This is a genomic window from Spartobacteria bacterium UBA695 (assembly GCA_002298145.1).
Lineage (GTDB): Bacteria > Verrucomicrobiota > Verrucomicrobiia > Chthoniobacterales > Chthoniobacteraceae > UBA695.
Map to the genome: position 1 here is coordinate 362,864 of DBMP01000015.1, position 7,643 is coordinate 370,506.

Genomic DNA, 7,643 nt, shown 5'->3' on the forward strand with positions numbered 1-7,643 from the left:
GGCAGAGGGCTCACGCAAAGACGCAAAGGCGCAAAGAAAGGCAGGACTCTTTGCGCCTTTGCGTGAGAATAGAATTCCCCCTTTTTTTTCATACCGCGTGAATCCCCGTCTGCGGGGCATGGGGATCTGTCTAAATTGCCGAGCCTGTCTTCTCTAAAAGCTCATGGATCACTACTGGGCCGTGCGGCGGGCCAGCATCAGGTTGGCCGTCTTCGGGTCCCAGTGGTAGCCGACGCCGAAGGGGAGCCGCGCTGAGGGGTGGGCCTCATAAAACGCCGCGAGATCCGGCTGGGTGTATTTTTTGAAAATGTCCAGCGGGTTCGCGTAGACGCCGAAGGCCGCCAGGTTCCAGCGGGCGGGATCGAAAGCGCGCATCGGGATGCCCGAATCGTCCTGGAGAACAGCCGGGCAGTTGGCCAGGATCGTGTCGCGGATCAGCGAGAACTCGCCCTCGTGGAGCAGGTAGGAGGCCGATTTCAGGTACCCCGTGTCGGGCTGCAGGTGGGCCACGAAATCCAGGAACGTCTTGTTTTTGCGCAGCGCGTCGTTGGCGAGGTTGACCGAAAAGTAGTGGAGCGTGCGCACGCGGCTCTCGCCCAGGGCGGAGAAGCGGATCTCGGCATGGGTCGCGTCGGTCTTTACAGAAATAATCCGGTCCCCGCTGCGGGCCATCATCAGGCAGATAACCGGGACGGTCCCCTGGAGCGGGCTTTGCTTAAACTGCACGCGCATTTCCTTGGTGATGAAGTACCCGGCTTCCAGGAACGTCTTGGTCGAGAGGCGCATCCACCCGAGCGTGAGGGCCAGGGGCTGGACGGTTTGCAGCGAAGGGGCCACGCCCGCCGGTTCCAGGCCGCAGAGGACGTAGGTCGTGGCGTCAGGGAAATAGGTCCGGGCGTAGATGTAGTCCGGCCCGCTGAAGGGGTAAAAAACCGTCTCGGGGCGGAAGCCAGGGAGCGTCTGGGGCATCCAGTTGCGGATTGGCAGCAGGCGGGACGTGTCGAAGTTTTGCCAGGCTGAGTCAAGCTCCCGGGCATAGGACTTCCACTCCGGGGCATCGGCCAGCTCAGCCAGGGGGCCGGAGGCGGGTCGGAGCCCGGCGATGAACTGCGAGGCGGTATCGACATCCGAGGAATCCTCCTGGATGGCAAAGCCGTTGACGGGCGTGGCGCGGCGAACCGGGGTGGCGGAAAGGTCGCCATCGAGGCTTTGGGCAAAGAGAGGGGCGGCAGCGCAGAGCGCGGCGGCGAGAAGAGGAAAAACTGTTTTCATGAATCAGGAAAGACCCGGCTTGTGGCTTGATGCGTCCCCGGGGCCGGGATAAGCTGGAAACGCCTTGCACTCTAAACAAGAAACCCCGGCGGCTCAATCCTCCATTTCCCTCGTCACCGCGACGGCGCTCGTCGTGGCTAACATGATCGGCACCGGCGTCTTCACGAGCCTTGGCTTCCAGGTCGGCGGGCTCCCCTCGGGCTTTGCGCTGCTCTTCCTATGGGCGCTCGGGGGGGTGTGCGCCTTCTGCGGCGCGCAGGCTTACGGCGAGCTGGCGGCCGCGATGCCCCGGGCGGGGGGCGAGTACCATTTTCTTTCCGAAATATTCCACCCCGCCGCCGGGTTCGTGGCTGGGTGGGCCTCGGCGACCGCCGGGTTCGCCGCTCCCGTGGCGCTTTCCGCCATGGCTTTTGGGCAGTACTTCCAGGGGGTCGTTCCCGGCGTCCCCGCGCTGGCCCTTTCGCTGGGGCTCGTCGTGGCGGTAAGCAGCGTTCACCTGTGCAGCGTGCGCGCGGGGAGCGTCTTTCAGAATGCGTTTACCTGGGGCAAAGTTGTCTTAATTGTAGCGTTCATCGCTGCCGGGTGGTTCTTCGGCCCGGTGCAGCCGCTCGCGTTTCTGCCCCAGGCGGGCGACCTGGGCCGCATCGCCAGCGCCCCTTTTGCCGTGAGCTTGATCTACGTCATGTACGCCTACTCCGGCTGGAACGCCGCGGCCTATATCTCCAGCGAAGTGCGCGACCCCGCCCGCAACCTTCCCCGGGCGCTCCTCACCGGCACGCTGCTCGTCGCCGTCCTCTACGTCGGGCTCAACTACATCTTCCTGCGCACCACGCCCCTGGATGCCCTGGCCGGGCAGTTGCAAATCGGCAGCATCGCCGGGGCCCGCATTTTCGGCTCCGGTGGCGAACGCTGGGTAAGCGGGCTCATCTCGCTGGCGCTCATTTCCTCCATCAGCTCCATGACCTGGGCCGGTCCGCGCGTCACGATGGTCATGGGCGAAGACTTATGGGCGCTGCGCCTGCTGGGGCGGAAAACCCGGCGGGGCATTCCGGCCCTGGCCATTCTCTTTCAGCTCGCGCTGGTCATTCTGTTGCTTTGCACGGCGACCTTTCAGATGGCGCTTATTTACGTTCAGTTCACGCTGCTGCTCTGTTCGTTTCTGACGGTCCTGGGCATGGTGATCCTGCGCTTCCGGCGGCCTGAGCTTCCCCGGCCTTACCGCGCGTGGGGGTATCCCGTCACACCGCTGATTTTCCTGAGCGTCACCGGCTGGATGATGGGCTACGTCGTCTGCACCCAGCCGAAAGAATCGCTCGCCGGGCTGGGGACCCTCGCGCTCGGCCTGCTGCTCTATTACTTCTCGCCGCGCGAAACAAAAAAAACCGGCCCCGTTTCCGGAGCCGGTTTTCTTGGCTAAGAAAAAAGCTTTTTACAAAAAAGCGGCTTACTTCAGCGCCGCATTCCACTGGGCGATGCGGTCGGCCTCGGCGGCGAAGAGATCGTCCACCGGGTCGAGAATCTCGATGCTGGTAATCTTGTCGCCCTGCGCCACGGCGTCCACCACGTCCTGGCCCTTGGTCACCGCGCCGAAGATCGTGTGGTGATTATTGAGCCACGGGGTCGGCACGTGCGTGATAAAGAACTGTGAGCCGTTGGTGCCGGGGCCCGCGTTGGCCATGGCCAGCAGACCCGGGCGGTCAAAGCGCAGCTCGGGCACGAACTCGTCCTCGAACTTGTAGCCGCGGTCGCCGCGTCCCGTTCCCGTGGGGTCGCCACCCTGGATCATGAAATCCTTGATGACCCGGTGGAACACGATCCCGTCATACTTGCCCTGCTTGGCCAGGTTCAGGAAGCTGGCGACCGTCACCGGCGCCTTCGACGGGAACAGCGTCAGATCAATGTTCCCCTTGTTGGTTTTCATCACAATACGGATGTCTTTCATTTTCGTGGTGTCTGGTTTTGGGGCTGCTTGTTGTTGAGCCATACCCGTGAGCGGGATGGCCAGGCCGAGCAGCGCGGCGGCAATCCGAAAGAATTTTGAGGAAATCATAGGCAGCCGAACGATAAATGCGGGGCTGCCCCGTTGTCCAGCGCAGAGCAGGATGCAAGAAAAAACCACGCCTCCGGGGCTTTTATGATGAATTTTTTGCCCCGAAAAAAGTTCTCCTATGCGATGGGTTTACGCTATTTTTCCTCTCGATGACCCAAGAACGTCACCACGAACCCCAACAAGTCCACCTCGCGCTGATCCAGACGAGCTGCTCCGCCGACCCCGCGGAGAACCTCGCCCGCACCCTCACGCGCATCGAGGAAGCCGCCCGCGGAGGCGCCCAGATCATCTGCCTCCAGGAGCTTTTCCGCTCGGTCTATTTCTGCCAGGTCGAGGACTACCGCTACTTTGATTTGGCGGAGCCCATCCCCGGCCCCACCAGCAACGCCCTTTGCGAAGCCGCGCGCCAGCACGGCGTGGTCATCGTCGCCTCGCTCTTTGAAAAGCGCGCTCCCGGCGTCCACCACAACACCGCCGCCATCATCGACGCCGACGGCACGCTCCTGGGCACCTACCGGAAAATGCACATCCCCGATGACCCGCTTTTCCTGGAGAAATTTTACTTCGCCCCGGGCGACCTCGGCTTCCGCGCATGGGAGACCCGCTTTGGCAAAATCGGCGTCTGCATTTGCTGGGACCAGTGGTACCCCGAGGCCGCGCGCCTCACCGCCCTGCACGGCGCCCAGATCCTCTTTTACCCCACCGCCATCGGCTGGCACCCGGCCGAGAAAGCCGAATACGGCGAGCGCCAGCACGATTCTTGGGAAACCATCCAGCGCTCCCATGCCATCGCCAACGGCTGCTACGTCGCCGCCGTCAACCGCATCGGGCACGAAGCCCCGGATGGCGGCGCGGGCATCGAATTCTGGGGCCAGAGCTTTGTCGCCGACCCCTCGGGCCAGATCATGGCCAAGGCCGCCGTGGACCACGAGGAGATCCTCCACGTCACGGTGGACCTTTCCGCAATCGACCGCCAGCGCGTGCATTGGCCCTTTCTGCGCGATCGCCGCATTGATGCCTACCAGGGCCTTGACCAACGTTTCCTTTGAGGTAGCCTCCCCCAGGCTTTTTATTTCCCATTAGTTCCATGACTTCGTTTGACTCCCCCAACTCCCCAGGCAACCCCGCGCCCACCCCGGCTCAACTGGGCTACCGCATGCCCGCCGAGTGGGAACCCCATGAGGCAACCTGGCTTTCGTGGCCCAACCGGGATGGCGTAAGCTTCCCCGGCGCCTACGATTCCGTGCTGCCCGTCTTCGCAAAAATCGTCCACGCCTTGGCTGATTCCGAGCGCGTCCACATCAACGTCTCCGGCCCCGAGCAGGAGGCCGAGGTGCGCCAGGTGCTCGCCCGCAACAAAGCCCGCGCCGACCACGTTCGCTTTTTCCACATCCCGACCAACGAACCGTGGTGCCGCGACCACGGCCCCATGTTCCTGACCCGCAAGGGCGACCCGAAACCGGCCATCATCGACTGGGACTACAACGCCTGGGGCTGGAAGTACCCGCCCTTTGACCTGGACGACGTCGTGCCCACCGAAGTCGGCAAGGCCCTCGGGATGGAAGTCTTCTACCCCGGCATCGTCATGGAAGGCGGCTCGCTCGACGTCAACGGCTCGGGCTCGCTGCTGACCACCCGCTCCTGCCTCCTCAACCCGAACCGCAACCCCGACCTCACCAAAGCCGAGATCGAGCGGAAACTGCGCGACTACCTGGGCGTAAAGAACATCCTTTGGCTCGGCGACGGCATCGAAGGCGACGACACCGACGGCCACATCGACGACCTCACCCGCTTTGTCGGCCCCCACTCGGTCGTCACCTGCGTCGAGGACGAAGAGGACGACGCGAACCACGACCCGCTCAAGGAAAACCTCGCCAAGCTCAAGGAAATGGACGCCGAAGACGGCTCGCCGCTGGAAGTCCACGTGCTACCCATGCCCGGCAAGATCATCCGCGACGGCCAGCGCCTCCCGGCCAGCTACGCCAACTTCTACATTGCCAACAAAGTCGTGCTCCTGCCGACCTACGGCGACAGCGCCGACGCCTGGGCCTCCTCGGTCCTCCAGACCGTCTTCCCGACGCGGAAAGTCGTCGGCATCGACTGCCGCGAGCTGATCTGGGGCCTGGGGGCCTTCCACTGCCTCACCCAGCAGCAGCCGGTCGCGGGCTGAGCATAACCCCTTTGGCGCTCGTGGGCCTCGTTGGGCCTCGTTCCCAATCTCCAGATTGGGAACGTCTTCTGTCTGCGAATCTCTGATTCGTTCCGTAGGGCTGAGATTCCCGGACAGCTTGCGTTACGAATCTGGAGATTCGTAACGAGAACTTTTTAGCTTCTTGGCCTTGGACTAAATCACTGTACAACCAGTATTACTCATATGAGAAAGCTGCTCCTGCTCCTTTTTCTGGTTTGGCCGATCCTGGCGAGCGAGGCCCAGGAGGCCAAAAAAGCTCCGAAGCCCACCCCCACTCCGCCGCCGCCCGTGGCGCTGGACGCGGCGTTCCTGGCACCGGACCTCTGGCAGACGCCCGCCTCGCAATTCGTCGAAGCCCACAAGGACGCGGATAAAGACGCCGCGTTTGGCTGGCTCTCCCAAGCCCACGACGCCGCCCAGAGCACCCGCAAGTGTGTCACCTTCCTTGGGCTGCCCGTCGTCCAAAGCGTCGTTCGCTTCCAGGGAGAGAAAATCACCAGCGTCGATCTCCAGCTCTACAACCGAGGCGATGCGGGCGAGCTCGACCGCCCCAGTTACGAGGACCTGGTCAAAAAAGCCGTCGCCGCCCTTTCCGCCGCCACGCACCTTCCCTTCGCCCCCCGGGGCCGCGACGCCTCGGGAGCCGTCCGGGCCGACGGCGTCATCTGGGCTGGCCCGCAGACTGATTACCTCCTGGAATACTCCGCTACCAAGGCCCCCTTCCGCGCCGAATTCGTCCGGCTCCAGATCACCCCCTCGTTGCGGGCCAAGGGGATGCTCGCGGCCTCCTTTGAAGCCTCGCGCAAAGAGCAAGCAGGCTTCCGGGGCCCCAGCCACGTCACGCGCGACCCCGCCGGGGGCGACGTCGTCATCAAAGACGTCCCCATGGTCGACCAGGGCGAAAAAGGCTACTGCGTCGTCGCCGCCTGCGAACGCCTCTTTCGCTACTACGGCATCAAGACCGACGCCAACGAACTCGCCCAGCTCGCCAACAGCTCCGCCATGTACGGCACCAGCCTCCAGGCCATGATGGAGTCGCTCAAAAAGCTCACCGCCCGCCTCAAAATCCACGTGCGCACCGTCTACGAGATCCAGTTCCAGGACCTCATCAGCGATTACGCCAAGGAGGCGAAAAAAACCAAGGACATCCCGCTCAGCAGCGACGTCTACATGCTGGGCGAGCTCTACGCCCAGGCCAAACCCGACGTCCTGCGCGCCGCCCGCGCCCGGCGCAAGGGCGAGCTGGACAGCTTCCAGCGCAACGTGAAAACCCGCGTCGGCGAAGGCGTCCCGCTCCTCTGGGGCGTAATGCTGGGTGTGCTCCCCGACGGCTCGAAAGCCAAAATTCCCGGCGGCCACATGCGCCTCATCATCGGCTACAACGACAAAACCGGCGAAATCCTCTACTCCGACACCTGGGGCCCCGGCCATGAACTCAAGCGGATGCCCCTCCTGGACGCCTGGGCCATCACCACGCACCTCGACTCGGTGGAGCCGTTTTAGCTCACCTACGAATCAAAATCGCTCCAAAGGAATGGGTTCCGTGGTTTCGAGGCAGTAAAGATGGAGCTATAGGGCTGAAATTCCGTTTCATTTTCGCGAACGACGCGGGTATTTAGGGAAATAACCCCTGCCAAGAAAAGGGCATCGAGGGTTTCGGCGTTTACGGGGCCAACCAGGTTGTTTTGGGCATCCACGTAATGCCAGCGGTATGGAGTATCCGAGTAAAAAAACGGCGTCATGATCGTCCTTGGGCTGTTTAGGTTGATAACTCAGCCTCCTCCGGTTTATCCGAAAGGAGGCCGGGAGTTAACAAGCTGCTATAAAACAGCCGCGACGGCCTTGTATGTTGTCCGGCATGTCTTTCTTTAAGTTCCCCCCGAACGCCTGCCGCGGCGAGCGGTGCGGGGAGTTTGAGGGGCGGCAGAAGCCCCTCATCAACCCGGTTCGTTTTCCTCTCTTTTCTCTTAGCCATGAGTTATGGCTTGTGGCGGCTGGATTTGCCGGAGCGGTCGGCCGACCGCTCCGGCACGGTTGGGGGCAGATCGACGACGGTCCAGGACTGCTTAATGCAAGGAGCGCTATAGCAAGTCCGTGCTAAAGCATGATCGCCTCAACCGCACAGTCCAA

At 62.8% G+C, this 7,643-nt stretch carries 6 protein-coding genes; 4 read left to right on the forward strand and 2 right to left on the reverse strand.

The features are described from left to right. Positions 1–171: 171 nt before the first annotated feature. A complete protein-coding gene (locus B2828_RS10500; RefSeq protein ID WP_479633686.1) occupies positions 172–1,272 on the reverse strand; it encodes a hypothetical protein in 1,101 nt (366 codons plus the stop codon). Positions 1,273–1,336: 64 nt separating this feature from the next. Here B2828_RS10500 and B2828_RS10505 point away from each other — a divergent pair, with 64 nt between their 5' ends. After that, positions 1,337–2,689 carry an APC family permease gene (locus tag B2828_RS10505; protein ID WP_479633687.1) on the forward strand — a complete coding sequence of 451 codons (1,353 nt, stop codon included), beginning with the start codon at positions 1,337–1,339 and terminating at the stop codon, positions 2,687–2,689. A 27-nt stretch (positions 2,690–2,716) separates the two neighbouring features. Here B2828_RS10505 and B2828_RS10510 read toward each other — a convergent pair whose 3' ends face one another. Beyond that, positions 2,717–3,214, reverse strand: coding sequence for a peptidylprolyl isomerase (locus tag B2828_RS10510; RefSeq protein ID WP_479633695.1), 498 nt, complete (start codon positions 3,212–3,214; stop codon positions 2,717–2,719). A gap of 257 nt (positions 3,215–3,471) precedes the next feature. Between B2828_RS10510 and B2828_RS10515 the strand changes: the two genes are divergently transcribed. The 3 genes from B2828_RS10515 (at position 3,472) to B2828_RS10525 (ending at position 7,016) form a co-directional block, all read left to right on the forward strand. Further along, positions 3,472–4,371 (forward strand): carbon-nitrogen hydrolase, encoded by a 900-nt coding sequence (locus B2828_RS10515; protein WP_479633688.1) that lies wholly within the window; start codon positions 3,472–3,474, stop codon positions 4,369–4,371. 38 nt (positions 4,372–4,409) lie between these two features. Continuing rightward, on the forward strand, positions 4,410–5,492 hold the full coding sequence (locus B2828_RS10520; protein ID WP_479633689.1) for an agmatine deiminase family protein: 1,083 nt from the start codon (positions 4,410–4,412) through the stop codon (positions 5,490–5,492). 204 nt (positions 5,493–5,696) lie between these two features. After that, positions 5,697–7,016 (forward strand): hypothetical protein, encoded by a 1,320-nt coding sequence (locus tag B2828_RS10525; protein WP_479633690.1) that lies wholly within the window; start codon positions 5,697–5,699, stop codon positions 7,014–7,016. The last annotated feature ends 627 nt before the right edge of the window (positions 7,017–7,643 follow it).